The sequence below is a fragment of the Lentzea sp. NPDC051213 genome (assembly GCF_044455585.1).
In the GTDB taxonomy this organism is placed as follows: domain Bacteria; phylum Actinomycetota; class Actinomycetes; order Mycobacteriales; family Pseudonocardiaceae; genus Lentzea.
Window position 1 is genome coordinate 63,225 of sequence record NZ_JBITEX010000007.1, and the last position, 25,108, is coordinate 88,332.

General features: G+C 68.4%; 25 protein-coding genes and 1 pseudogene. 20 read left to right on the forward strand and 6 right to left on the reverse strand.

The annotated features are described in order from the left end of the window. Positions 1-23: 23 nt before the first annotated feature. Positions 24-947 (forward strand): DNA topoisomerase IB, encoded by a 924-nt coding sequence (locus tag ACIA8G_RS28890; protein ID WP_396421834.1) that lies wholly within the window; start codon positions 24-26, stop codon positions 945-947. A 6-nt stretch (positions 948-953) separates the two neighbouring features. Here ACIA8G_RS28890 and ACIA8G_RS28895 read toward each other — a convergent pair whose 3' ends face one another. The 3 genes from ACIA8G_RS28895 to ACIA8G_RS28905 are packed head-to-tail and all read right to left on the reverse strand — an operon-like array spanning position 954 to position 2,618. Beyond that, positions 954-1,379 carry a DUF4383 domain-containing protein gene (locus ACIA8G_RS28895; RefSeq protein WP_396421835.1) on the reverse strand — a complete coding sequence of 142 codons (426 nt, stop codon included), beginning with the start codon at positions 1,377-1,379 and terminating at the stop codon, positions 954-956. 42 nt (positions 1,380-1,421) lie between these two features. Next, positions 1,422-2,141 (reverse strand): SigB/SigF/SigG family RNA polymerase sigma factor, encoded by a 720-nt coding sequence (locus tag ACIA8G_RS28900; RefSeq protein WP_396421836.1) that lies wholly within the window; start codon positions 2,139-2,141, stop codon positions 1,422-1,424. A 12-nt stretch (positions 2,142-2,153) separates the two neighbouring features. Continuing rightward, a complete protein-coding gene (locus tag ACIA8G_RS28905) occupies positions 2,154-2,618 on the reverse strand; it encodes an SRPBCC family protein (RefSeq protein ID WP_396421837.1) in 465 nt (154 codons plus the stop codon). A gap of 201 nt (positions 2,619-2,819) precedes the next feature. On the opposite strand from ACIA8G_RS28905, the gene ACIA8G_RS28910 reads away from it, so the two are divergent. The 10 genes from ACIA8G_RS28910 (at position 2,820) to ACIA8G_RS28955 (ending at position 13,274) form a co-directional block, all read left to right on the forward strand. Further along, positions 2,820-3,593, forward strand: coding sequence for an ABC transporter ATP-binding protein (locus ACIA8G_RS28910; RefSeq protein WP_396421838.1), 774 nt, complete (start codon positions 2,820-2,822; stop codon positions 3,591-3,593). After that, complete coding sequence (locus ACIA8G_RS28915; RefSeq protein WP_396421839.1) at positions 3,590-4,369, forward strand: ABC transporter ATP-binding protein; 780 nt, start codon at positions 3,590-3,592, stop codon at positions 4,367-4,369. The genes ACIA8G_RS28910 and ACIA8G_RS28915 overlap by 4 nt, the downstream gene beginning before the upstream one ends. Further along, positions 4,366-6,201 carry an AMP-dependent synthetase/ligase gene (locus ACIA8G_RS28920; RefSeq protein ID WP_396421840.1) on the forward strand — a complete coding sequence of 612 codons (1,836 nt, stop codon included), beginning with the start codon at positions 4,366-4,368 and terminating at the stop codon, positions 6,199-6,201. The genes ACIA8G_RS28915 and ACIA8G_RS28920 overlap by 4 nt, the downstream gene beginning before the upstream one ends. Beyond that, positions 6,194-7,081, forward strand: a complete 888-nt coding sequence (locus tag ACIA8G_RS28925; RefSeq protein WP_396421841.1) for a branched-chain amino acid ABC transporter permease — start codon at positions 6,194-6,196, stop codon at positions 7,079-7,081. Before ACIA8G_RS28920 ends, ACIA8G_RS28925 begins: the two co-directional genes overlap by 8 nt. Next, positions 7,078-8,178 (forward strand): branched-chain amino acid ABC transporter permease, encoded by a 1,101-nt coding sequence (locus ACIA8G_RS28930; RefSeq protein WP_396421842.1) that lies wholly within the window; start codon positions 7,078-7,080, stop codon positions 8,176-8,178. The genes ACIA8G_RS28925 and ACIA8G_RS28930 overlap by 4 nt, the downstream gene beginning before the upstream one ends. 10 nt (positions 8,179-8,188) lie before the next feature. Next, positions 8,189-9,475, forward strand: a complete 1,287-nt coding sequence (locus ACIA8G_RS28935; protein WP_396421843.1) for an ABC transporter substrate-binding protein — start codon at positions 8,189-8,191, stop codon at positions 9,473-9,475. A 125-nt stretch (positions 9,476-9,600) separates the two neighbouring features. Further along, entirely contained in the window at positions 9,601-9,864 is a 264-nt protein-coding gene (locus tag ACIA8G_RS28940) for a hypothetical protein (protein WP_396421844.1), read from the forward strand. Between the two features lie 85 nt (positions 9,865-9,949). Beyond that, positions 9,950-10,576: a DUF4255 domain-containing protein gene (locus ACIA8G_RS28945; RefSeq protein WP_396422341.1), complete on the forward strand. Its 627-nt coding sequence runs from the start codon at positions 9,950-9,952 to the stop codon at positions 10,574-10,576. Then, a complete protein-coding gene (locus ACIA8G_RS28950; protein WP_396421845.1) occupies positions 10,573-12,537 on the forward strand; it encodes an ATP-binding protein in 1,965 nt (654 codons plus the stop codon). Before ACIA8G_RS28945 ends, ACIA8G_RS28950 begins: the two co-directional genes overlap by 4 nt. Before the next feature lie 17 nt (positions 12,538-12,554). After that, positions 12,555-13,274 carry a DUF4157 domain-containing protein gene (locus ACIA8G_RS28955; protein ID WP_396421846.1) on the forward strand — a complete coding sequence of 240 codons (720 nt, stop codon included), beginning with the start codon at positions 12,555-12,557 and terminating at the stop codon, positions 13,272-13,274. Between the two features lie 4 nt (positions 13,275-13,278). On the opposite strand, the gene ACIA8G_RS28960 is transcribed toward ACIA8G_RS28955, so the two are convergent. From ACIA8G_RS28960 to ACIA8G_RS28970, 3 genes are read right to left on the reverse strand one after another with little or no spacing between them, the layout of a single operon-like run. After that, positions 13,279-14,232 (reverse strand): TolB family protein, encoded by a 954-nt coding sequence (locus ACIA8G_RS28960; protein ID WP_396421847.1) that lies wholly within the window; start codon positions 14,230-14,232, stop codon positions 13,279-13,281. Next, positions 14,229-15,434: an MFS transporter gene (locus ACIA8G_RS28965; protein WP_396421848.1), complete on the reverse strand. Its 1,206-nt coding sequence runs from the start codon at positions 15,432-15,434 to the stop codon at positions 14,229-14,231. The genes ACIA8G_RS28960 and ACIA8G_RS28965 overlap by 4 nt, the downstream gene beginning before the upstream one ends. Before the next feature lie 25 nt (positions 15,435-15,459). Beyond that, positions 15,460-16,818 (reverse strand): DNRLRE domain-containing protein, encoded by a 1,359-nt coding sequence (locus ACIA8G_RS28970; protein ID WP_396421849.1) that lies wholly within the window; start codon positions 16,816-16,818, stop codon positions 15,460-15,462. A 239-nt stretch (positions 16,819-17,057) separates the two neighbouring features. On the opposite strand from ACIA8G_RS28970, the gene ACIA8G_RS28975 reads away from it, so the two are divergent. The 9 genes and pseudogenes from ACIA8G_RS28975 to ACIA8G_RS29015 all read left to right on the forward strand — a co-directional run bounded on the left by ACIA8G_RS28975 (position 17,058) and on the right by ACIA8G_RS29015 (position 25,108). Beyond that, positions 17,058-18,572, forward strand: a complete 1,515-nt coding sequence (locus ACIA8G_RS28975) for a phage tail sheath family protein (protein WP_396421850.1) — start codon at positions 17,058-17,060, stop codon at positions 18,570-18,572. Positions 18,573-18,587: 15 nt separating this feature from the next. Further along, positions 18,588-19,031, forward strand: a complete 444-nt coding sequence (locus tag ACIA8G_RS28980; protein WP_396421851.1) for a phage tail protein — start codon at positions 18,588-18,590, stop codon at positions 19,029-19,031. Between the two features lie 23 nt (positions 19,032-19,054). After that, the gene (locus ACIA8G_RS28985; RefSeq protein ID WP_396422342.1) at positions 19,055-19,423 is read left to right on the forward strand and encodes a hypothetical protein; all 369 of its coding nucleotides are present in this window, start codon (positions 19,055-19,057) and stop codon (positions 19,421-19,423) included. Next, positions 19,420-19,572 (forward strand): annotated as a pseudogene (locus ACIA8G_RS28990) (DUF6760 family protein); the annotation flags it as partial. The gene ACIA8G_RS28985 and the pseudogene ACIA8G_RS28990, both read left to right, overlap by 4 nt. Positions 19,573-20,089: 517 nt before the next feature. After that, a complete protein-coding gene (locus ACIA8G_RS28995) occupies positions 20,090-21,880 on the forward strand; it encodes a hypothetical protein (RefSeq protein ID WP_396421852.1) in 1,791 nt (596 codons plus the stop codon). 9 nt (positions 21,881-21,889) lie between these two features. Further along, positions 21,890-22,318 carry a phage tail protein gene (locus ACIA8G_RS29000; RefSeq protein WP_396421853.1) on the forward strand — a complete coding sequence of 143 codons (429 nt, stop codon included), beginning with the start codon at positions 21,890-21,892 and terminating at the stop codon, positions 22,316-22,318. Further along, positions 22,315-23,049 carry a peptidase M23 gene (locus ACIA8G_RS29005; RefSeq protein ID WP_396421854.1) on the forward strand — a complete coding sequence of 245 codons (735 nt, stop codon included), beginning with the start codon at positions 22,315-22,317 and terminating at the stop codon, positions 23,047-23,049. Before ACIA8G_RS29000 ends, ACIA8G_RS29005 begins: the two co-directional genes overlap by 4 nt. Continuing rightward, positions 23,042-24,811: a VgrG-related protein gene (locus tag ACIA8G_RS29010; protein ID WP_396421855.1), complete on the forward strand. Its 1,770-nt coding sequence runs from the start codon at positions 23,042-23,044 to the stop codon at positions 24,809-24,811. The genes ACIA8G_RS29005 and ACIA8G_RS29010 overlap by 8 nt, the downstream gene beginning before the upstream one ends. A 12-nt stretch (positions 24,812-24,823) precedes the next feature. Then, positions 24,824-25,108 carry a PAAR domain-containing protein gene (locus ACIA8G_RS29015; protein ID WP_396421856.1) on the forward strand — a complete coding sequence of 95 codons (285 nt, stop codon included), beginning with the start codon at positions 24,824-24,826 and terminating at the stop codon, positions 25,106-25,108.

Here is a 25,108-nt window from a genome sequence, read left to right on the forward strand (position 1 = left end):
CTGATCAACCGCGGAGTTGCCGCATGAGACTGCGCCGCAGCGACCCGGCAGGACCGGGCTGGACCCGCCGCCGGCACGGCGGCGGTTTCCGCTACCTGGACGCCGCCGGCGAACCGTTGCCCGCGGACGCTGTCGCGCGGATAAAAGCCCTGGTCATACCGCCTGCGTGGCAGGACGTCTGGATCTCGCCCCACCCGAACGGCCACATCCAGGCCGTCGGCGTGGACGACGCGGGCCGCCGCCAGTACCTCTACCACCCGCGGTGGCGCAGCGACCGGGACGCCGAGAAGTTCGACCGCGTGCTGCGACTCGCGCCGAAGCTGCGCCGGTTCCGCCAGCAGGTCGCGACCGACATGAAGAAGCGCGGCCGTCTCCGTCGGCAGGCCATCGCCCTGTCCGTGCTCGACCTCGGGTGCTTCCGGGTCGGCCACGAGGAGTACACCGAGGACAACGGCACGCACGGCGTCGCGACGCTGCTGTGCGGCCAGTTGATCGTGCGCGGGGACCGGGTGCGGTTCCGCTTCCCGGCCAAGAGCGGCGTCGAGGTGGACGAGGAGGTCACCGACCCGGCGCTGGCCCGTGCCGTTCGACCGTTGTTGCGCGGCAAGCAGGTGGACGCGCGCCTCTTCGGTGACCTCACCGCGGACGACCTGAACGAACGGTTCCGCGAACTGGTCGGCGACGAGTTCAGCGTGAAGGACCTGCGGACCTGGCACGCCACGGTGCTGGCCGCCCAGGCGTTCGCCGCCCGGTCGGAGCCGTCGAAAAGGCCGTCGAAAAAGGCGATCAGCGCGGTGATGAAAGAGGTCGCCTCGCAACTGGGCAACACGGCGGCCGTGACGCGGAAGTCCTACGTCGACCCGCGCCTCGTCGAGGCTTTCGAACGGGGTGAGGTGATCGGGCGCGGAGATCCCGAGCGCGCGGTCCTCAGATTGCTGCGGGAGTGACGGGAGTCAGGGCGTCCGGAGCGCGGCCGTCCGGTCGCATTGACGGCACCAGGCCGCACCCTGCGCCGCGGCCAGCGCCGCGAACCCGGCCAGCAGGTGCAGCGCGTTGCTCCCGGGGTTCACGTTCAGGAAGTTGACGACCTGGTCGTCGTACCGGGCGAGTCCGAGGCCGAACAGCACCAGGAACAGCACCGCCACCAGCAGCCCGGTTCCGCTCAGCGCCTTCAGCCGGGGAGCCGACAGCGCCAGTGCGGCACCGAACACGAGGTGGATGGTGTTCTGCAGCGGATTCACCCGCAGCAGCAGAATCGCGGTGTCGGACTCGCCGGCGAAAGACGAGAAGCCGGTCACGAAGAACCCGGCCACGCCCCAGAGCACGAGCAGGGCGCCAGTGCTGATCGCCAGCTTCTGGGGCCACCGCAACCGGTTCATGCGGTCAGTATCGCGAAAAACGGACATTCCCGCTCGTCCATTTCACTCGTCGGCCAGCAGATCGTTGCGCAGCTGCTCGAGGGACTTGGTGAGCAGGCGCGAGACGTGCATCTGGGAGATCCCGACGCGGCGCGCGATCTCCGTCTGGGTCAGCCGGCCGAAGAACCGCAGCACCACGATCGTCCGTTCGCGGCGGGGAAGCCCCCGCAGCATCGGCTGGAGCGCTTCGTGGATCTCGACGCCCTCGAGGGCCGGGTCGTCGACCAGCGAACCCTCGAGGGCGTCCAGCGGCGCGAAGGCGACGTTCTTCTCCACGCGCAGGCCCTCGTAGACGTCGGAGATCGGCACCGCGAGGTGCCGGGCGATCTCGGAGGGAGTGGGAGATCGCCCGGTCTTGTGCGACAACTCGGCGGTGGCCCCGTCGATCGAGTCGCACAGCTCCTTGAGGCGCCTCGGTACCCGCACCGCCCAGCACTGGTCGCGGAAGTGGCGGCGCACCTCTCCGGTGATCGTGGGCACGGCGTAGGACAGGAAGTCCGTCTGCCGGGTCACGTCGTACCGGTCGATGGCGTTGATCAGTCCGACCGCTGCCACCTGGGCGAGGTCTTCCATCGGCTCGCCGCGTTCGCTGAAGCGGCGGGCGATGTGCCGGGCGAGTGGGAGGTACTCGCGCACCAAGCGGTCCCGCAGCGCGTAGTAGCGCGCTGTTTCACGCGAGGTGCGGGCGAGCGTTTCGAAGGCCGCCTGCTGATCTGGGGTCAACGCGCACCCAGGTCAGCCCTGGGGCGGTGGCGTCACGTCGCCCCGCCACGCACCGGTCGCCGCACCGCGGTTCTCGATGAACTCCTTGAACCGCTTGAGGTCGCCTTCGATGCGGTGACCGACGACCCCCAAAGCGGCCCCGGCCTTCTCGGCGAGGGTCTCGGGGTCGTACTCCATCTGGAGATGCACCCGCGTCGTGTCGTTGTCCAGCCGGTGGAACGTCACCACGCCACCCTGCGGCGGCCCGTCGACCGTGGTCCACGCGACCCGCTCGTCGGCGTGCTGCTCGGTGATCTCGGCGTCGAACTCGCGGACGACCCCGCCGATCTTCGTGGTCCAGTGGGTCCTGGTCGGCGTGACCTGGTCGATCTTCTCCACGCCGTCCATGAACGCCGGGAAGGACTCGAACTGGGTCCACTGGTTGTAGGCCGTGCTCACGGGCACGTGGACGTCCACCGACTTCTCAATGGTGGTCACGAAACCTCCTCATCATCGGTTGTCGTCACCACCTGATTACCCAGATCACTCGCCGTTACACATCGCTTACCGGTCCACACTGGACGGTCACGCACCGTGCTGGACCAATCGCCATCTGCGCATCACGAAACCGCCCACAGTAGTCAAAACGCCTGTGATCCAGGTCATAATGATCGGCATTCCTGGGCCTAGGAGGCGCCGGTGCTCGAGGCGAACAACCTTGAGGTTGTCTACGACGACGTGATGCTGGTGCTCCGCGGCGTGAGCCTCAGGGTGCCCAAGGGCAAGATCGTCGCCCTGCTCGGAGCCAACGGAGCTGGGAAAACGACCCTGATGAGGGCGTTCAGCGGACTCCTCGACGTGCACGACGGGAAGGTCACCAAGGGCTCGATCACGCTCGATGGTGAACCGATTCACAAGCTGTCGCCGGCGAGGATCGCCGACCGGGGCATCAAGCAGGCGCTCGAGGGCCGCCGGATCCTCGCCGAGCTGACCGTCGAGGAGAACCTCAAGGTCGGCGGCCACGCCCGGCCCAAGACCCTCAAGAGCAACCTCGACCGCTGCTACGAGCTGTTCCCCCGCCTGCTCGAGCGGCGAAGACAGAGCGCCGGCTACCTGTCCGGCGGTGAGCAGCAGATGCTCTCGATCGGCAGGGCGCTCATGTCGGAACCGGAGTACCTGCTGCTGGACGAGCCCAGCCTCGGCCTCGCGCCGTTGCTCGTGCAGCAGATCCGCGACCTGGTCGTGAAGATCAACGAACAGGGCACCACGGTCCTGCTGGTCGAGCAGAACGCCAGCATGGCGCTCTCCATCGCCGACCACGGGTACGTGCTGGAGACCGGCAAGGTCGTCATGGACAAGCCGGCCGAAGCACTCATGGCCGACGACGACATCCGCGAGTTCTACCTCGGCCTCGGCACCTCCTCGTTCCGTGCGGTCAAGCACTACAAGCGCAGGAAGCGGTGGCTGTCATGAGCGTGCTGGAAGTCGGCAACGTCCGGCTCGCGTTCGACGGGGTGGTCGCCGTCGACGGGGTGTCGTTCACCGTCGAGGAGGGCGAGCTCTTCGCCATCATCGGCCCGAACGGCGCCGGCAAGACGTCCATCTTCAACGTCCTGTCCGGCGTGTACCGGCCGCAGCAGGGCGCCGTGCGGTTCCACGACCAGGACATCATCGGCATGCGCCCGCACCGCATCGCCGCCAGGGGCATGGCCCGCACGTTCCAGAACATCGAGCTGTTCTCGCACCTCACGGTCGTCGACAACCTCATGCTCGGCCGCCACAACCACATGAGGTACGGCGCGCTCTCGGCGTTCCTCTGGCTCGGCAAGGCGCGAAACGAGGAGCTGAAGAACCGGGCCGCGGTCGAGGACGTCATCGACTTCCTGGAACTGGAGCAGTGGCGCCGCTACCCGGTCGGCCTGCTGCCCTACGGCGTGCAGAAGCGCGTCGAACTGGGCAGGGCGCTCGCGATGGAACCGAAGCTGCTCCTGCTCGACGAGCCGGTCGCCGGCATGAACGTCGAGGAGACCGAGGACATGGCCCGGTTCATCCTCGACGTCCGCGAGGAGCTGAACATCGCGATGATCATGGTGGAGCACGACATGGGCCTGGTGATGGACCTCGCCGACCGCGTGATGGTGATGGACTTCGGCCGTCCGATCCGCACCGGCACCCCCGCCGAAGTGCAGGCAGACCCCGACGTCATCCGCGCTTACCTCGGTGAGCAGCACAAGAGCGTGACGTCATGACCACGACCGTCGTCACGCGGGTGAAGAACAGAGCAGTCAACACCCCCGATCAGATCGCGTTGCGCGCCAAGGACTTCGGCATCTGGCAGGAGGTCAACTGGGCCTGCTACTGGGCCAATGTCGAACTGGTCGGGCATGCGCTGCTCGCCCTCGGCCTGCAGCCGGGTGAACGGGTGGCGATCCACTCGGAGAACCGCCGCGAGTGGCTCTACGCCGACCTCGGCACGGTCGCGGCGCGCGGCGTCACGGTCGGGCTGTACCCGACGAACCCGGCCTCGGAGGTCGCGTACCTGCTGTCGCACTCCGGCGCGCGCATCCTCATCGCCGAGGACCAGGAACAGGTCGACAAGGCGTTGCTGGTGCTCGAGGACACCCCGGACCTGGAGTGGATCGTCTACCTGGAACCGCGCGGCATCAAGGGCCGCTACGACAACCAGAAGCTCCTCTCCTGGGACGACTTCCTGGCACTGGGCGCGCGGCACCGGGACGCGTTCGGCGACGAACTGGCCGAGCGGATGGCGCAGACCGAGCCCGACGACGTGATGACGTTGATCTACACGTCCGGAACCACGGGTCCGCCGAAAGGCGCGATGCTCACCGTGTCGAACGTCGAGTTCGCCGTCACGGTCCTGGTGGAGGGCGGTGGCTTCACTTCGCCGCCACCGTCCTCCACCGATGTCACGCTGTCGTACCTGCCGCTGTGCCACGTCGCCGAGCGGATCTTCACCACCTGGTTCAGCGCGGCGAGCGGCGTGCAGGTGCACTTCGCCGAGTCCATCGAGACGGTGCAGGCGAACCTGCGCGAGGTGCAGCCGACGATCCTGTTCGGCGTCCCGCGCATCTGGGAGAAGGTGCTGGCGGGCGTCACGATCGGCGTGTCCAGCGCTTCCTGGCTGAAGCGGACGACCACGAGGTTCTGGCTCAGGAGAGCCGAGACCATCGGCGAAACGCTCGTGCGGACCGGCGGCACGCACACCGCGCAAAGCAGGCTGATCTACGCGCTGGGCTGGCTGTTCTGCTTCCGTGCGCTGAAGGCCAGGATCGGCATGCGGCACGTCCGTTACGCCGCGTCGGGTGCCGCGCCGATCGCGCCGGACGTGCTGAAGTTCTTCATGGGCATCGGGGTGCCGATGCACGAGGTTTACGGCATGACCGAGAACACCGCCGTGGCAACGGGAAACCGGCCGGGCAAGGTCAAGGTCGGCACGGTCGGCGAGCCGCAGCCCGGCATCGAGCTGCGGATCGACGAGGAGACCGGCGAGATCCTCACCAGGCACGGCGGCACGTTCGCGGGCTACTGGAGTGATCCCGAGGCCACGCAACGGGTCGTGCAGGACGGCTGGCTGCACACCGGCGACGTCGGCGAGTGGGTCGACGGCACGCACGTGAAGATCACCGACCGGATGAAGGACATCATCATCACCGCGGGCGGCAAGAACATCGCGCCGTCGGAGCTGGAGAACGCGCTCAAGACCTCCCCGTACATCAAGGAGGCCGTGGTGATCGGCGACCAGCGGGCGTACCTCGTGGCGTTGATCGGCATCGAGCTGGACACGGTCGGGCACTGGGCGCAGCAGCGCAAGATCACCTACACCACCTACCGGGACCTGTCGGAGAAGGCCGAGGTGCTGGAGCTGGTGCAGAAGATCGTGACGGACGTGAACTCGCGGTTCGCGAACGTCGAGCAGATCAAGAAGTTCCGCATGTTCCCCAAGGAGCTCGACCACGAGGACGGCGAACTGACCGCGACGCAGAAGGTGAAGAGATCGGCGCTGGGCAAGATGTTCGACGACCTCGTCGAGTCCATGTACGGGGGAGCGCAGCATGGATGAGTTCCTGCAGTCGTTGATCCGCGGCCTCGGCACCGGGTCGATCTACTCGTTGCTCGCGCTCGGCTTCGTGATCATCTACAAGTCGACGCAGGTGATCAGCTTCGCGCAGCCCGCGTTCATGCTGGCCGGTGCGGTGCTGGTCTCGTACCTCTCACCCGCGGTGTCGTTCTTCGGCGCGGTCGTGGTGGCGGCGGCCGTGATCGCCGTGCTGGCGCTGGGCGTGGAACGCACGGTGCTGCGGCCGATGGTCGGCAAACCGGTGTTCGTCGTCGCGATCATCACCATCGGCGTGGACGTCGTGGTCAGGGTCGTGACGAACGCCTTCATCGGCCTCGACGTGCGCCAGGTCGGTGATCCGTGGGGCCTCACGACGATGTCGTTCTTGGGCGCCGAGGTGCAGCAGCGATACCTGGTGATGATCGGGACCACCGCGGTCGTCACGGTCGCGCTGTTCGCGTTCTTCCGCTACTCGCGGATCGGGCTCGCCATGCGGGCGGTCGCGTACGACCAGGAAGTCGCGCTGGCACAAGGCATCTCGGTCGGTTCGGTGTTCGCGCTGTCGTGGGCGTTGGCCGGTGGTCTCGCCGCGCTGGCCGGTGTGTTCGTGGCGACCGGCGCGGGCGTCGACCAGCAGCTGTGGATCGTGGCGCTGAAAGCGTTGCCCGCGATCATCCTCGGCGGGCTGGACTCGCTCGGCGGCGCGGTCGTCGGCGGGCTCGCGGTCGGTGTCGTCGAGTCGCTTTTCGGTACCTACCAGGGTGATTTCGCGCCGTGGCTCGGGCCCAACTTCGGGCTGGTCGCGCCGTACGCGTTGATGCTGCTGGTTCTTCTGGTCAGACCGTACGGACTATTCGGCAAGAAGGAGGTGGAACGGCTGTGAAGGGTCGTCCTGAGCTGTACACCTCATACGGGCAGGACATGGCGTTCCTGAACACGCGGCCGAAACGCGCGTGGACAGGTGGCCTAGTCGTGCTCGCGCTGGTGGTCCCGTTCCTCATCACCGACGACCTGCTGCAGTTGCTCGCGACCGGGTTCGTGGCCGCGATCGGTGCGATCGGGCTGAACATCGTCACGGGGTACGCGGGCCAGGTCTCGCTGGGGCACGCGTTCTTCCTCGCGATCGGTGCGTACACGGGTGCGGCGCTCTCGGGGCCGGAGGCCGGCCGGGTGATCGGGTTCGGTATCACGTCACTGCCGATCTGGCTGCTGGCCTCGGGTCTGGTGGCCGCGTTCTTCGGTGTGCTGGTGGCACCGGTCGCGGTCCGGCTGCGGGGCCTGTACCTCGCGATCGTCACGCTGGGGCTGGTCTTCCTGGGAGAGCACGTGTTCCGGGAGTGGACCTCGCTGACCGGCGGTCCCGGTGTCGGGCGGCCGGCGGCGATCCCGGAGCTGTTCGGGGTGCGGCTGGACCGCGACAGCGCGTTCTTCACCGCGGCGCAGCAGCTCTACCTGCTGATGTTCGTGCTGCTGGTGATCTTCGGTGTGCTGGCGAGGAACCTGGTGCGCTCTCGGGTGGGGCGGGCGTTCGCCGCCGTGCGCGACCGCGACCTGGCCGCGTCGGTCATCGGCGTGGACCTGACGAAGTACAAGGTGCTCGCGTTCGCGGTGTCCTCGTTCTACGCGGGTGTCGCGGGCGCGTTGTTGTTCGTGGTGAACGGGTTCTTCGATCCTGGCTCGTTCAGCCTTCTGCTGTCAGTGCAGTACATCGCGATGGTGCTCATCGGCGGCGCGGGCACCATCTCCGGAGCGATCATGGGCGCGCTCTTCATCACACTGCTGCCACGCATCACCAGGGAACTGCCCGCGGTGCTGCCGTTCATCAGTGGTGACGCCACCGGTGTGATCACGGTGTTCCAGCTGGAGGCCGTGCTCTACGGAGTGCTCATCATCGTGTTCCTCATCGTCGAGCCACGCGGGTTGTTCGGCATCTGGGTGCGCGTCCGCAACTACTGGCGCACCTGGCCGTTCTCGTACTGAGGAGAATCCCATGTCTGGTAAGCGATTGGCCGCTCTCTTCGTCGGCCTGTTGGCGATCGCCTCGTGCCGGGGCGGGGACGGCGCCGCGCCGCAGGAGGGCGCGGGTGGTGTCAAGGTCGACTTCGGCGTGACGAAGGAGGCGTGCCCGCAGGCCATCGACAAGACCAAGGGCTGCATCTACCTGGGCACGATCTCGGACCTGACCGAGGGTCCGTTCAAGACGCTGGCCGTGCCGATCACGGACGCGCAGAAGGCGTTCTGGAAGCGAGTCAACGACCGCGGCGGCATCGGCGGCTACGAGGTCGACGTCACGAAGTACGTCAAGGACAACAAGTACAACCCGCAGATCCACAACCAGGTCTACCAGGAGATCAAGGGCAACATCCTGGCTCTGACGCAGACCTTGGGCTCACCCACGACCGTCGCGATCCTGCCGGACCTCGAGAACACCCAGATGGTGTCCGTGCCGGCGTCGTGGACCTCGTTGTGGGGCTTCGAGGAGGTCGTGCTCGAGTCGGGCGCGAACTACTGCGTCGAGTCGATGAACTCGGTCGACTACGCCGTGGAGAAGCTCGGCGTGAAGTCCGTGATGGCCGTGCACCTCGCCGGTGACTACGGCGACGACGCGGCCGCGGGAGCGAAGATCGCCGCCGAGAAGCGCGGGCTGACGTTCGAGAACGTGACGACGCAGTCCGGCCAGGACAACCAGGGCGGCGCGATCGACGCCGTGGTGTCGAAGAAGCCCGACCTGGTGGTGCTGACCACCGGTCCGACCGACGCGGCCGTCATCGTCGGCCAGGCTGCCGCCCGCGGTTACAAGGGCAAGTTCATCGGCACCTCGCCGACGTGGAACCCCGGCCTGCTGAAGTCGCCGGCCGCGGCCGCGATCAAGGCCCTGTACCTGCAGTCGGCGCCGTGGAAGGCGTGGGCGACCGAGTCCGTCGGCCACACCGCGATGCGTGCCGCGCTGCCCGGCGTCACGCCGAACGACGGCTACACCGCCGGTTGGGTGTGGGCGTACCCGCTCAAGGCCGCGCTCGACAAGGCGGTCGCGAACAAGGACCTGACGCGCGCCGGACTGCTCGCGTCCGTGCGGCAACTCAGTTCGGTGGACTACGAGGGCATGCTTCCTTCGGGTGCAGGCAATTTCTCCGCTTCGCCCCAGGACGCACTGTTCCGTCAGACACTCATCTACCGGCCCGATGACGCCGCTCCGACCGGAACGACGCTGGTGGAGGAGTTCTTCACCGGTTCGACGGCGAAGGATTTCAAGTTCGAGAAGCCCTGTTACCAGTGAACCGAACGGGTGACGGGCGGCGCTGAGACCCGCGCTCTCTGGCTAGTCTCGCAGGTGAGCTGGTGTAGGAGGGTGTAGCGGTGTTGACGTGCGTCGAGGTTCGCCGTGCCGCCGGAGGCCTCCGATTGTTCGTTCGTCCCCCGGCCGCGTTGCGCTGGAGCGCGCGGCTGGGGTACGAGCGGGTGACGGAGCTGCTGACGGCGATTCGTCAGGCGGAGTCGTGCACGGTGCCGGACGTGGCACTGCGGTACGTGCCCGATCAGCGCACCGGGGAGGCCGTGCTCGCGTGCGCCACCGGGACCGTGGTTCTGGACGCTGACGACGTGTCCGCGTTGCACGACACGCTGCGCGCCCACATGCCCGACCGGATGAGGCCCCTGCCGGTGTAGCTGCCCGTAGGGGCAGCCGATCGTGTCCTCGAGGACGTCGGCGCGCTGGTCGTTCCCGGACGCGGGCCGCGCGATCGTGGACGGTGTGATCCACGAGGTTGACGAGGCTTTGCGCCGCCTGGTCCGCGACGAGGCGCTGCGCGGTTCCGATCTGGACGTCGCGTTCGACGCGCCGACCAAGGACTGGGCGGCGCGGCGCAACGCGCCCACCGTCAACATCTACCTCTACGACATCCGTGAGGACATCCGGCGGCGTCAGCGCGGGCTGCTCAACGAGTACGACGCGCAGGGACAGATCGCGGCACGGCATCTGCCGCCGCGGCACATGAAGCTGTCGTACCTGGTCACGGCGTGGACGCAGCGGCCGGAGGACGAGCACCGGCTGCTGTCGGACCTGCTTCGGGGATTCATGAGGTACGAGGCCGTGCCGCCGGGCCTGCTCAGCGGCACGATCGAGGAACTCGCGCTGCCCGTGCCGATGACCGTGGCGCTGCCGCCGCCGGAGGACCGGGCGTTCGCGGACGTGTGGAGTGCGCTGGGCGGTGAGCTGAAGCCGTCGCTGGACGTGGTGGTGTCGGCGCCGATGTCGTCCGGGCGCCAGTTCGCGGCCGGTCCGCCCGCACGGGAGGGCGTGCAGCTGCACACCGGCGACGACAGGGTGCGGCACAACGTCGACGCCGACGGGGTGTCGATGCGCCGGGCGGCGCCATGATCTTCGAGCGGATGGCGGGGCTGGAGCGGCGGATCCGGGTGGCGGTGGCCGCGCGCCGGGCGACGGATCCGAACCCCGACGACCCGTTTCGCGGGCTCTACCTGTCGGACGAGGTCATCGAGGCGTTGCTGGACAGCGGGAGGGAGCCGTTCGAGCCGTTCACCGAGACGTCGGCGGACGGCAGGCTCGGCAGGCTCGCCCGCAAGGCCCAACTGTCCGAAATGGACGTCGAGCTGCTCCTCGTGGCGCTCGCGCCGGACATCGACAGCAGGTTCGAGCAGTTCTACGGGTATCTGAACGACGACGTGACGCGGCGCAGGGCGACCGTCGGGCTGGCATTGCGGCTGTGCGGGCTCGCGGAGGCCTCGTCGCAGGGCCGGTCGCGGCTCGATCACGGCAGCCCGCTGGTGCGTTGCGGCCTCGTCACCGTGGAGGATCCGGAACGGCCGTTGCTCAGCAGGTCGTTGCGAGTGCCGGACCGGGTCGGCGCTCACCTGCTCGGTGACGACCGGCCCGATCCGTCGCTCACCGATTTCGTGACGCTGCCAGGGGATCCGGTGCCGATGCCGGGAGCCGACCGGCTGGCGCGGGGGATCGAACGCGGGGTGCGGCTCGTCTACCTGCGCGAACATCCCGGTGGTGGCGCGGCGGAACTGGCGGTGACGGCACTGGCGCAGGCGGGTTTCCCGGCGCTGCTGGTGGACGCGGCACGGCTGACCGACGCGCTCGCGGTGACCAGGGAGGCGTTGCTTCGCGGCGCGGGAATCGTCGTCGGGCCGGTGGACTCGGGCTTCACGCTGGATCCGTTGCTGCACGACGAGATCCCGGTGATCGCGTACGGAACCGGGGCGTGGGAGCCGCGCTGGACGCGGATGCCGCCGTTGCAGCACGACGCGGTGCAGGTGCCTTTCGACGTGCGGGTGGGTTTGTGGCGCTCGGAGCTCGACGGCAAGCTGGCGCACGGGATCGACCCCGCCGAGGTGACGGCGCACTTCGTGCTCGGGCCCACCCAGATCAGCAGGGCGGCGAGCGCGGCCACGGTCTCGGCGCTGGCAGACGACGGCCTGATCGACGTCGCGCACCTCAGGGCCGGCGCGCGCAGCCAGAACGCCGGTGGCCTGCAACGCCTGGCACGCCGGATCGAACCGGCGGTGGCGTGGCCGGACCTGGTGCTGCCCACGCCCATCACGGCGCTGCTGCACGAACTGGCCGCCAGGGCGAAGCACCGCGACCGCGTGATCGACGAGTGGCGCATGCGGCCCGGCGGCGGCAGGGGTCGTGGCGTGACGGCGTTGTTCGCGGGCGATTCGGGCACCGGCAAGACGATGTCGGCCGAGGTGATCGCCGCCTCGCTCGGCCTCGACCTCTACACGGTGAACCTGGCGACGGTCGTGGACAAGTACGTCGGCGAGACCGAGAAGAACCTGGAGCGGATCTTCGTGGAGGCGGCCGGGGTGAACGGCGTGCTGTTGTTCGACGAGGCCGACGCGATCTTCGGCAAGCGGTCGGAGGTCCGGGACGCGCACGACCGGTACGCGAACATCGAGAGTGCATACCTGTTGCAGCGCATGGAATCGTTCGACGGCATCGCGGTGCTGGCCACGAACCTGCGGGCGAACCTGGACGACGCCTTCACCCGCCGCATCGACGTGATCGTGGACTTTCCCCTGCCCGACGCGGATCTGCGCCGCGGGCTGTGGGACCGCTGCCTGGGCACCGCGGTGCCGCGATCGTCCGATGTGGACCTCGACTTCATGGCGGCGTCGTTCGAGCTGGCGGGCGGGCACATCCGGTCGGCGGCGGTGACCGCGGCCTACCTGGCCGCCGCGGCCGGGCACGTCGTAGGCATGGTCGAGCTGATCGGTGCCGTCGCGCGCGAGTATCGCAAGCTGGGCCGGCTGGTGGGGGAACGCGAGTTCGGCCGGTATCTCGACCTCGCCACCGAACGGCTGGTCGGCTGACATGAAAGGAGGTTGTGATGCGAGGGCATGAACACGAGCTCGAGACTTCCGACCGCCCCAAGGGTGATCGGCTCCCGCACGAGGAGACCGACCTGATGGGGCGCGCGGCCGTCGCCGGTCGTCCCGACGTGCTCGGGCCTGCGGGCATGCTCGGCCTGCAACGGGCGGTGGGCAACGCGGGCGTCGGCGCTGTGGTGGAGGAGGAACGCTCACCCGTGCACAACGTCATCACGTCCGGCGGGGCGCCGTTGGACACCGGGGTGCGCGAGGACATGGAAGGCCGGTTCGGCCAGGACTTCTCCGACGTGCGGGTGCACACCGGGTCTGAGGCGCACGAGTCGGCGAAGTCGGTGAACGCGCAGGCTTACACCGTCGGGTCGAACATCGTGTTCCAGAGCGACAAGTACAACCCCGGTTCAGACTCCGGCAAGCACATGCTGGCGCACGAGCTGACGCACGTGGTGCAGCAGCGGTCCGGGCCGGTCGAGGGCACCTCCGTTGGCGGCGGTGTGAAGGTCAGTGATCCGTCGGACCGGTTCGAGCGGGAGGCTGTCTCCACCGCGGACCGGGTCATGTCCGCGCCCGCGCCTGCTGTGCAGCGCTGTGAAGACCACGGCAGTCATGGTGACCACGGTGAAGCTGCTGTGCAGCGGGAGGAAGCGCCCGCGGAGGAGGAAGAGACCGCGCAGACGTTCGTGCAGCGGGCCGAGGAAGAGGAAGAAGCCGCCTCCGAGTGAGCCGTCAGCTGATCGGTGCCGGCGAGCCGGCCTCGGGGACCAGGACCGCGGGGGTGCCGGAACCGTCGGCGGGCACGGCCCAGACGTCGTTCAGGCCGTCGTCGCGCTGGATCCCGTAGCCGACGGTGCTGTCGTCGAGCCACGCCGGCTGGTCGTCGACGCTGCGGGTCTCGGCGAGCGGGGTGATCCTGCGCGTGGCCAGGTCGAGCACGGAGATCCGCCAGCCCTGCTGCGGGTCGCCGTTGACGGCGGCCTTGTAGGCGATGCGGGTGCCGTCGGGGGAGAGCGACGGGCATTCGACGTTGTCGATGTCCGTCGAGCGGACTTTGCGGGCCGCGAAGTCGCCCTCCATGAGATAGCGATGGCTGCCGGTGGACATGGTGGCGTAGAAGCGGTTGTCGTCCGCGGTGAACGTGACTCCCCAGAAGTTCGCGTCCACGGGCAGCTGGGGCAGGCCCTCGACGGTGAACTCCTCGAGCGACTCCACCTGCGTTCCGCTCTTGGTGTCCAGGATGCCCGTGCTCGTGGAGAACCCGTTGGCGGCGTAGGAATGCCCGTCGACGAACAGCGTCCACCCCACCATCCGGCCGCTGGCGGACACCCGCGTGCGGTTCGGGAACCCGGTCAGCGGGACCGTGCGCAGTTCCTTCAACTGGCTGTCCAGCACGGCCAGTTCGCCTGCTTTCAGCGCGCCGACCGGCCGCAGGCAGGAGATGGTGCCCGCGGCGGAGTAGACGCGGTCGCAGCGCTGCTCGGTGACCTCCCGCGAGCCGGCCGGATCGGTGCGGGACACGGTGGAGAGCTTGCCGTTGCTGAGCACCATCAGCCGCGGGCCGGTACCCGTGGGGACGGAGTGCGCGGCCTCGCCCGCAGGCGTGCCGGACAACACGGTGTAGGTGATCGCGACGCCGGCCAGCAACGCGGCGGCGATGACGGTGATCAGCAGGCGGTTCTTCATGCTTTGCGACGTCCCAGCAGTGCGGCGGTGCTGATCAGGGCCAGCACCACCGCGACCGCGGCGATCCTGGTGGCGGCTTCGGGGCTCCAGAACTGCCAGGCGACGCCGAACAGCACGGACGAGCCGAGATAGGCGATCGCCTGTCCACTTTGGATCAGCGCGATGCCGGTGGTGCGCAGTCGTTCCGGCAGGACCGGGCCTGCCAGCGCCATCAGCACGCCGTCCGTGGCCGCGTAGAAGACGCCGTAGAGCACCACGACGGCGACCAGCAACGGCCAGCCGCCGATCGGGCCGTGCAGGAGCAGGTAGACGACGGTCAGCGCGCAGTAGCCGCCCAGCATCACCTTGAGCCTGCCGACGCGGTCGGCGAGCGCGCCCAGCGGTGCGGCGAGCAGCAGGTAGACCAGGCTCGTACCGACGGCGAGCAGCGGGAACCAGCCGAAGGCCAGCCCTTCCCGCTTCTGCAGCAACAGGTACACGAACCCGTCGCCGATGGTGACCAGGCCGAGCAGCGCCGCGGCGAACACGATCTTCCGGACGGCCGGGTCCTTGAGCAGGCCGAGCTTCAGCGGTTCCTTGCGCTGGACGGGTTCTGGCCGGTCCCGCACGTAGAGGACCAGGACCAGCACACCGAACACGGCGATGCAGAAGCTGGTGACGAACACGGCGTCGAACGATTGGGCGCTCGCCGCGAGAACGGCCATCGCGACCAGTGGCCCGGCGAAGGCGCCGATGCCGTCCATCGCCCGGTGCACGCCGAACGCCCGTCCCAGGTCACCGCTGGGTGTGGACAACGTGATCAGCGCGTCCCGCGGCGCGGTGCGCAGACCTTTGCCCGCGCGGTCCGCGGTGATCACGAACCCGAGCGCGGTCAGCGAGTTGCCCGCGGCCAGCAGTCCGAGCTTGGCCACGGCGGAGATCCCGTAGCCGAAGCCCGCGACGGTCTTGCGCCGGTTGGTCCGGTCGGCGAGGTAGCCGCCGGCGAGCCGCAGCAAGGTGGTGGCGCCGGTGTAGACGCCGTCGATCAGCCCGTACGCCGCCGGGCTGAGCTGGAGGCCGATGACCAGGTACAGCGGCAGGATCGCAGCCACCATCTCCGACGAGACGTCGGTGATCAGGCTGACGGTGCCGAGCGCGAAGACGTTGCCGCTCAGCCCCTTCCAGGTCGCTGACTTGGGTCGGTCGATCGTTGAAAGGTACAACTCGGCCTCCAGCCAGGCGAGCGCGTCAGTGGCAGTTGGTGGTGCCGCTGTCGGTGTAGGTCTTGCCCGCCTCGGGGACGAACTGCCAGTCGAAGCTGTTGTTGTGCAGCGTCAGCTTCAGCACGCCGCGGGTGCCGGTGTTGCGCGCCTCGCTGTTCGGCTTGATCGTGCCGAAGCCGTAGGCTCCCGCGCCGCCCATGCCCGCGACGAACGTCCGGATGCCGCGTGCGTTGTCCAGCCCGCCGGTGGGGTTCTGCGGGGCGAACCGCTCGTACTGGTGGTTGTGCCCGAAGAGCACCAGGTCCGCGTTGGCGTCGTACAGCGCCTGGAACAACGGCCTGGTGGCCGTCGAAGGTGCGTGGTTGGCGCCGCTGGTGAACAGCGGGTGGTGCCAGTACGCCGCGGTGCACGGCTTCGTGCTCGCCGCGAGGTCGTTGCGCAGCCACTGCTCCTGCGCGCTGCCCGCGGACATGCTGATGTTGGAGTTCAGCGACACGATGTGCCAGTTGCCGATGTCGTAGGAGTAGTAACCCTGCCCCGACGGACCGGCCTGCGCCCCGAAGTAGTTGTAGTACCCGGTGGCGCCACTGGTGTTGTAGTCGTGGTTGCCCGGCGACGGCCGCGTGCGCGCCTTGTGCCGGCCCCAGGTGGGTTGGTAGTAGGAGTTGAACTCCGACGCGGTGCCGTTCGGGTAGACGTTGTCGCCGGTGGTCCAGACGGTGCCCTGGATGTTGTCCAGCAACGCGGCGGTGGCCGTGTCACCGGAACCCGAGTCGGCGATGTCGCCGGCGCCGACCCACACGGGGTCACCGGGCGGCGGCGTCGTGCCGCTGGTGACCACGAGCTGCGGCGCGGTGGCGCCGGACTCGCGCGAGTCGTAGTCGGCGCCGTCCGAACTGCTGGACGTGACACCGATGCTGAAGGTGCCGTTGCCGGTGACGTAGCTGGTCACATCGATCTCGTACCAGGCGTTGCGGGCCACGGCCCCGAGCGAGCCGAGCGTGGCGCCGTCGACGGCGGGCTGGTTGTTCCAGGTGACACCGGTCTCGGTCCAGCTGACGTTGGACATCGACCGGAACGTGCCGCCGTTCGGGCTTTCGGCGCCGGCGACGTCGTCGGTGTGGATGCGCAGCTTGACGCTGCTGACGGTGCCGCTGATTCCGGAGACGGCGAACTTGAGGAACGACCGCTTGACCGACGAGTTGTCGATGCCGAGCTGGCCGGCGGTGCCGTAGTTCGTTCCGGTGGCGGCGTTGTCGACGTAGGTGTCGGCGGTGGGGGTGAACGTGGTGGTGGCAGCCTGAGCTGCGGTGGAGGCGGTGAGTGTGGCCGCCGTGACGATGACGGTGGACAGCACGGCCAGTGGAGCCCTGCGACGTGACATGCCTGTCCTTGTGGTGGTGGGCGGACATGGGCCGTCGTGCAGGCTAGGCGCGCGGAGCATCGCTCTCCAATGATCGTTCGGCGGCAGTTCGATGAACGGTCGGAAAACCCCACCCGGGGGTGACTGCCCTTTCGGGCAGCCACCGGCTCCCTCCAGCACCGTCGCGGGGTCGTGTCGGGTTCGCCGTGATCGCCGCAGCATGTGTCGTACAGGGTTCCGTACGACATGGGAGGCCGTCGATGCCCACCTATCTCTCGCCGGGCGTGTACGTCGAGGAGGTGGAGGCAGGTGCTCGTCCGATCGAGGGCGTGGGCACCGCCGTCGCCGCGTTCGTCGGCTTCGCGGCCAAGGGGGACTACAACACCCCGACGCTGGTGTCGAACTGGGCGCAGTACACCGAGAAGTTCGGCGACTTCGCCGAGGGCTGCTACCTGCCTCTGGCCGTCTACGGCTACTTCCTCAACGGTGGCACCAACTGTTACGTCGTCCGCGTGGGCGGCACGAAGTCCCAGGCCGCGCTGCCCGCCGGCCCGCAGGCTCAGCTGGGCGGTTACAAGGTCTCGGCTCGTGAGCTCGGTGCGGGGACGCTCTCCGTCGAGGTCGGCGACCCGGCGGGGGAGAACCAGCCGGACGACCGCTTCTCGTTGCTGGTCAAGGACAACGGCAAGGTGGTCGAGACGCACCAGGTCTCCGCCAAGCGCGGCAAGGAGCACGTCGTCACCGTCGTGAACGCGGCGTCCAAGCTGATCACCGTGGCGGAGGTCGCCGGGGCTGCGGCAACTCGTCCGGACAAGGCGTCCGTGGCGCTGCGCGAGGCGCCGACGCCGCCGCCCGTGCCGCGCAAGGTCGTCCCGGACGACTACGTGGGCGACGTCGCCGACCGCACCGGTTTCGGTGGCCTGGAAGCCATCGACGAGGTCACGATGGTCTCGGTGCCCGACCTGATGAGCTCCTACCAGCGCGGGCTGATCACGCTGGAGGCCGTGAAGACCGTGCAGGCGGCCATGATCGCGCACTGCGAGCTCATGGGCGACCGCATGGCGATCCTCGACCCGCCGCCGGACCTCTCACCAGACGAGGTGAAGAACTGGAAGCAGGTCGAAGCGGGCTACGACTCGAAGTACGCGACGCTCTACTACCCGTGGATCAAGGTCTACGATCCGTCCACTTCGGACAACATCTACGTGCCGCCGTCGGGCCACATGGCCGGCGTGTGGGCGCGCACCGACGCCACCCGTGGCGTGCACAAGGCGCCGGCGAACGAGACCGTGCGCGGCGCCGTGGAGTTGCAGACCCAGCTGACCAAGGCCGAGCAGGAGCTGCTGAACCCGATCGGCGTGAACTGCATCCGTTCCTTCACGGGGCGGGGAATCCGCGTGTGGGGTGCGCGGACTCTCTCTTCCGACCCGGCGTGGCGCTACCTGAACGTCCGGCGGCTCTTCAACTACCTCGAAGAGTCCATTCTGGACGGTACCCAGTGGGTCGTCTTCGAACCGAACGACGACGCCCTGTGGGCACGCATCCGGCGCACCATCGCGGCCTTCCTGGTCATGGAATGGCGCAAGGGCGCCCTGTTCGGGCTGACGCCCGACGAGGCGTTCTACGTCAAGTGCGACCGCGAGACCAACCCGGCGGAGGGCATCGACCTCGGCCAGGTCGTCTGCGAGGTAGGCATCGCGCCGGTGAAGCCCGCGGAGTTCGTCATCTTCCGGCTAGCCCAGCTGCAGGGCGGCACCAGTCTGGTCAACGAGTAAAGGCGGTTCATCGACATGGCACTCCCCGATCTGGACGCGTCGGTAGGCCACTCGTTCGGCCTCGAGGTCGACGGCATCACGATCAAGCAGATCTCCGAGGTGACCGGCCTGAAGATGGAACAGGACGTCATCGAGCTCAAGCAGAACATGGCCGACGGCAAGTACGTCGTGAAGAAGCTGCCCGGCCGCATCAAGGCGGGCGAGGTCGTCTTCACCCGAGGCCTGACCGGCGACAACTCGTTCGAGAAGTGGGTGAAGGACTCCCGCTTCGGCAAGATGGGCAGCGCCCGCAAGAACGGCGTGGTCGTCGTCTACGACTACGAGGGCCAGGCCATCAAGCGCTACAAGATCGTGCGCTGCTGGCCGAAGTCGCTGGAGATCGGCACCTTGAAGGCCGGCGACACCTCCGTGCTGACCGAGAAGCTCACGGTCACCTACGAGGAGATGGACGTCGAGTGAAACGTTCTGCTGCTGCTGTCTCCATGCAGACCGAGTTCGCGTTCGAGCTGCCCCGCGGCTACGTCGACGACTCGGGCACCGTGCACAAGTCAGGCGTGATGCGGCTGGCAACGGCCCGCGACGAGCTGATCCCGTTGCGGGACGACAGGGTCCGCGAGAACTCGGCGTTCCTGACGGTCGTGCTGCTGGGCCGCGTCGTGGTCCGGATCGGCTCGGTGACCGACGTGCACGCAGGGATCATCGAGAACCTGTTTGCCTCGGATCTGGCTTTCCTGCAGGACATGTACCGCCGCATCAACAGCGAGGGGCACACGCGTTCCGCGGTGGCGTGCCCCTCCTGCGGTCACGGGTTCGAGGTCGACATCTCGGGTGGGCGCCTGGGGGAATCGTGACGTACGCGCCGGACCGGCTCTATTCGGAGGTCGCGTACGTCGCCTACCACTTCCACTGGTCGCTTGACTCCATTTTGGACATGGAGCATTTCGAGCGGGCTCGGTATGTGGAGGAGATCGGTCGCATCAACACGCGGATTTCTGCTGGTTCTGGTTCGGGGTTGGGTTCTGGGTTCGGTTCAGGTTTCGGTTCTGGGTTCGGTTCGGGGAGGTGAGTTCGTTTTGTGGCCCTTTCGACGGCGTCATGCCGATCCTTTGCCCGTTGTCCGGGCCGACTGGCGGGCTCTGCCGCCTATCCAGCGGGTTGTCGCGCCGCATCCGCTGATCAATCCGGTGTCGGGGTTCTCGTCGCGGTTGGCCGCCTGGCAGAACCCGTCTTTTCTTGCGCCCCTTGCGCATGCGGTGGGGCCGGCTGAACCTTCTGGGGCGATCTCGGACGTGGCCGCGCCTGCTGCTGACTCTGCTGGGTCTTCTGGGTCTTCTGGATGGAAGTCGGTGTGGCAGGCGACTCCTGAACCGGTGGTTTCGCGCAGCGTTGAGCCAGTCCAGCCGCTCCCGGTCCAGCCGCTCCCGGTTCAGCCGCTTCCGGTCCCGGCGCCAGCGCCTGAGGTCGTGCCTGTCAGCTCGCCACCAGCGAGTGAGCCGACTCCTGCTGTGCAGCGTTCCGTGCCGGAGGAACAGCCTTCCCCGGCGCCGGTTGCCCGGCCGAGGAGGTTGGGGCTGGGCGAGCCGATCTCCCCGTTGTTGCAGCGATCCGCCGAGCCCGGCGGCTCCACGCCACCTCCTGGTCTCGGCCTGCCTGTCGTCCGGCAAGCCGCCGAGCCCGACCCGGCGCAGTCGGCCCCCGCTTCGGCCCCGGTAGAGGGCTCAGGTGAGGGTGATCCCGGCGAGCCGGCGCCGATCGCGGGCTTCGCCGAGCCGGTACCGATCCTGGATCTGGCCGAGCCGGTCGCGGGCGATGACAGCTCGTCCGGGAGCGTCGGCGAGTCACCGGCCGATGTCGTTCAGCGCTCCGCTGACCTCGGCGGAAACGCGCTGCCGCTGGTGCAGCGATCGGCCGCGGACCAGGCCAAGGCGGCGGGACCGCCGGCGGTTCAGCGGGTTGTCGGTGCCGCAGCCGATACCTCGGCGGCAGCACCTGCCGTCAAGCAGTCCCACCCGCCAACGGAATCGTCCGGGCCCGCCGCACAGCGGCTTGTCGGCGATGCACCCGGCCTGCCGGTCGTGGCGCGACCTGATGCCGCCTCCGCGGAACCGACCGTGGCTGGCTTTGGTGAGCCGGTTGCGCAGCGGCTGGTTGGTGACGGGCCGAGCCTTCCTGTCGTGGCACGCCTCGAGTCAGGTGGTGCCTCGGCCGCGCCGCAGGCAACCACTTTCCAGCCCGTCACCATCACGCAGCCCGCTGCCTCCGGCCAGGCCGCTACGACCGGCCAGGCCGCCACCATCGCCGAGCGCGCGATCTCTGCTCAGGCTGCCATCACCGCCCAGCGCGCTATCGCCGGCGAGTCCGCTGCTACCGGCCAGGCTGCCACCGTCGCCGAGCGCCCGATCACTGCTCAGGCTGCCATCAGCGCCCAGCGCGCCATTACCGGCCAACCAGCCGCTACCGGCCAAGCCGCCACCACCATCCAGCCCGCTCCAGCCCTCGGAATGGCCGGTTCCGAACACGGCGCCGCCACCTTCGAGTCGGCCAGTTCCGACAACACCACGCTCGGGCTGACGGGCATCGACTCCGGGCTCGGGGCGACCGGCGGCACGACGTTCGCGTTGACGAAGGCCGGCTTCGGCGAACCCGTTGCGCAGCGCCTGGTCGGTTCGGCTCCGCCGATGGTCCAGCGGACCGCCGACTTCGGGCCAGCGCTTCCCGGCGTCAGCCAGGCACTTCCCTCCAGCGCCGACCGAACCAGCGAACCCGGCCCCGGCAACGCCCCCGCACTCGGCCTCGGCAGCGTGACCGGCCTCGGCAGCCAATCGGTGGCCCAGCGGACCTACGCCCCCCAAGCCCCGCCGGCCGCACCGCACCGCTCACCCGTGCCACAACTCTCAGCGCCGCCACAGCACGCACCCCTGCTCCAACGCGCAGCCCTGCTCCGACCCTCACCGCCGCCACAACTCTCAGCGCTGCCGCACCACTCACCCCTGCTCCAACCCTCACCCCTGCTGCAACGCACAGCCCAGCCCTCAGCCACGCCAGACCCCCCACCCCTACCGGTGGTGGTGGCGGCCAGAACACCCGACCCCACCCCGCCCCCCACCCCAGAACCCGCAGCCCACCCCCAGCCACCCCAGGTGATCCAGCGAGCCGAAGCCCCCCAACCCGACCCACAACCACAAGCCCCAGCCCAGAGCCAATCCCCAGAAGAGCTGCTCAGAAAACTGTACGACCCGCTGCTACGCCGGCTCAAGGCCGATCTGTGGCTAGACCGTGAGCGTCGCGGGGCGCTCACCGACCTGTGAGGACATGCGATGACCGCACCAGAGGAAGCCGTTGCCGTCTGCTTCAGCGTGCAGGTGGACAAGGACGACCTGGGGTCGTTCAACAGCTGTGAGGGGCTCGGGTGCGAGTTCGTCATCGAGCAGCGGGAAGAGGGCGGCAACAACGGGATGGTGTGGCAGCTGCCCACGCGCATCAAGTTCCCCAACGTGAAGCTCACGCGGCCGGTCACCAGGGACAGCCAGAAGATCACGAACTGGATCGCGGGCATGGCGGCGGGTGTGAAGCGCCGAACTGCGGTCATCGAGGCGAAGACCTTGGAGGGCAAGACGATTGCCAGTTGGTCGTTGGCCGAGGTGATCCCGGTTCGGTGGACGGGGCCGCAGCTCAGTGCGGAGCAGACGAAGGTCGCCACCGAGACGCTTGAGTTGGCGCACCACGGATTTCTGGACGCGCGATGACCGTCACGTTCACGTCGGCCGGGTCGGCGACCACGTCCAAGAAGATGGAGCACGCGTCCCTCACCGTGCACGAGCCGCCCAAGCCGGGCGGGCTGCAGAAGCCGGGGGCTCAGCTCACGGAGATCAAGTTCCAGTTCAACCCCAAGGAGCTCACGCTCGCCAAGAACGCCAAGTGGCAGCGGCAGACCCAGCCCAACGCGGCGAAGGCGGGCGTGCCCGAGTTCAAGGGGGCCGAGCCGGCCAAGCTCACGCTGGAGATCTTCCTCGACTCCACGGACACCATGGGCGACGCGACCATCAAGAAGGTCGAGCAGCTGTTCAACCTGACCGTGCCCACAAAGGACTCGCGGCAGAACGGCAAGGGCAGTCCGCCGTGGGTCATCTTCAAGTGGGGCACTACGACTGGCTTCCCTAGCTACGTCTCCAGCGTCACGGCCAAGTACACGCTCTTCACCCCGGGCGGTATGCCGGTCAGGGCGGTCTGCACGGTCAACCTGGAGGAGGTCAGCGGCGAACCCGGCGGTCAGAACCCGACCAGTGGCGCGCTGGCCGCGCGGGACGCGCGCACGCTCACGGCCGGTGACTCCCTGCAGAGCCTGGCTTACCAGGCTTACGGCAACCCGGAGTTGTGGCGCCACATCGCCGAGGCCAACGACATCGACGACCCGATGCGGCTCAAGCCCGGCACGACCGTCCTCGTTCCGGCGTTGGAGGAGATCCAGCATGGCTAACGAGAGCTTCGCCAACAACCTCGTCGTCGAGGTCGACGGGCAGCCGTTGCCCGCGGACGTCAAGCTGCTGCTGACGTACGCCTACGTCGACGACAGCCGGAACCTGCCGGACATGTTCGTGCTCAGGTTCCGCGACCCCGGCCATGTCGTGCTCACGAAAGGCCGGTTCGTCATCGGTGCCAAGGCGGCGCTCAAGGTGCAGACGGCGGATCCCGGCGCGGCCAAACCGCTGATGAGCGGTGAGATCACGGCGGTCGGCGTCGAGTTGGACGCCCAAGGGACGTTCACCGAGGTACGAGGCTACGACGAGGCGCATCGGCTGTTCCGCGGCAAGCGGGTCGCGGTCTACCCGAACATGACCGTCGGCGACGTCGTCCGCAAGGTCGCCGAACGTGCGCACATCAAGGTCGGCGACATCGACAACGTGCCTGGGTTCGGCGGACGGCCGGACACCCAGCTCAGCCAGGACAACGTCAGCGACTGGGAGTTCCTGAGCCGCCTCGCGCGGACGGTGGGCGCGCAGATCGCGGTCAAGGACGGCAAGCTCGACTTCAAGCTGCCCGAGCCGCCGACGAGCGCGCCGAAACCCAACGCCAAAGCCAAGTCGAACCCGCTCGTGCTCGAGATGCACAGCACGCTGGTGGCGCTGCGCGCCGGCATCACCACCGCGGGCCAGGTGCCCGAGGTTCAGGTCAGGGGCTGGGACTTCGAGAACAAGCAGGAGGTCCTGGCGACGGCGATCCCGAGCACCGCGGGCATCGACGTGCCGCAGGCCAAGCCGGCCGAACTGGCGGCGAAGTTCAAGGCGCCGCCGCACCTGGAAGCCGGTCTGCCGTACCGCACGCACGCCGAAGCCAAGACGGCGGCGGAGGCGCTGGCCGCCCAGCTCGGTGGCTCCTGCGCCGAACTCACCGGCGTGGCAAGGGGAAACCCGGAGCTCAAGGCCGGTACGGCGGTGGCGCTGGCCAACGTCGGCGAGCCGTTCCAGGGCCGCTACACGCTGACCAGCACGCGGCACCTGTTCGCCGAACACACCGGCTACACCACGGAGTTCACCGTCTCGGGCAAGCAGGAACGGTCGCTCTACGGGCTCGTCCACAGCACGAAGGACAAGCCGCTCAACGGACTTGTCCCCGCGGTCGTCACGAACGCCAAGGATCCGCTGCAGATCGGCCGCGTCCAGGTCAGGTTCCCGTGGCTCTCGCCGGACCTCACCAGCGTCTGGGCGAGGACGGTGCAACAAGGGGCCGGCCCGAACCGCGGCACGGTGATCCTGCCCGAGGTCGGCGACGAGGTGCTGGTCGGTTTCGAGCACGGCGACTTCGACGCGCCGTACGTGCTCGGCGGCCTCTACAACGGCAAGGACAAGCCGCCGAAGCTCGGCAAGCCACCGGTCGACGGTGCCAGCGGCGAGATCGCGGCCAGGGGGTTCGTGAGCCGCAAGGGGCACAAGGTCGAGTTCGTCGAGGACGACGGCATCGTGATCTCCAGCGGTGACGGGAAGTTCGTCGTCAAGCTCGACCAGAAGTCGCAGAACGTCGAGATCACCAGCGGCAAGACCATCAACGTCAAGGCGCAGAACGGGATCACCGTCGACGCGGGCACCGGCCCGCTGGAGCTCAAGGGGCAGAAGGTGACCGTCAAGGCGCAGACCGAGCTCAAGGCGGAAGGCGCGCAGGTCAAGATCGCGGGCCAGGCGCAGACCGAGGTCACGTCCGGCGGTGTGCTCACCGTCAAGGGCTCGATCGTCAAGATCAACTGAGGAACGAGAACCATGCCACCCGCAGCGAGAATGGGCGATCTGACCGGGCATCCCGGCGTCGTCACCGGCCCCGGTGTGCCGACCGTGCTCATCGGCGGCAAGCCGGCGGCGGTGGTCGGGGACCTGCACACGTGCTCGTTCCCGCCGCCCGCCGTGCACCCGCCGACGCCGATCATCCCGCCGTGCTGCCCGACCGTGCTGATCGGTGGCAAGCCCGCGGCCCGCGTGGGCGACATGTCCGGCTGTGGCGCGCCGATCCTGCCGCCCGGCTGCCCGACCGTCCTGATCGGAGGGTGA